This window comes from Mesorhizobium sp. Cs1321R2N1, assembly GCF_037179725.1.
In the GTDB taxonomy this organism is placed as follows: domain Bacteria; phylum Pseudomonadota; class Alphaproteobacteria; order Rhizobiales; family Rhizobiaceae; genus Mesorhizobium; species Mesorhizobium salmacidum.
The window spans coordinates 1-465 of record NZ_JAPYKP010000347.1 but is presented as its reverse complement, the minus strand read 5'-3'; the positions used below and the strand labels follow the sequence as shown (position 1 = coordinate 465).

Genomic DNA, 465 nt, shown 5'->3' with positions numbered 1-465 from the left:
CTGATCCCGGGTCAAACGGGCTCGAACGGCGACGGTTCCGGCAAGGGAGCGGCGGATCTGATCGGCGACCTTCTGGGCAAAGCCGCGCCCCGGCCCAAAGCCCCGCCCGCGGCTCCGGAACCCGCCGTGGCGCCAGACGCCGGCAAGACGGATAATGCGGCGCCACCGCCAGGTTCGAACGCCGGTGGCGAGGCCGAAGCAGAGATCACCGGGCCGGCGGCCGAACCCGCTTCCGCCGACCCGCAGGCCGCCCCTGCTTCGCCTGAAGCGCCAAAGAAAGGGGAAATCGACACGCTTCTCGATCAGCTGGCGAATTAGCGTTATGGGATGCGTCGGGTCGCCAAGGATTGCGTGAAGGACACCGGCGGCTCCGTGGACTTCAAGCCTGAAGGCGGGTTTGGGCATACCGGCGCAATACATGATCTAACGCTCATATGTGCGGCCGCAAATCAAAGTGATCTCGGC

The 465-nt window shown here is 66.0% G+C and carries 1 pseudogene; it reads left to right on the top strand.

What is annotated here, in order from left to right:
• Positions 1–318: pseudogene (locus tag O7A61_RS32425) on the top strand (hypothetical protein); the annotation flags it as partial.
• Positions 319–465 lie beyond the last annotated feature (147 nt).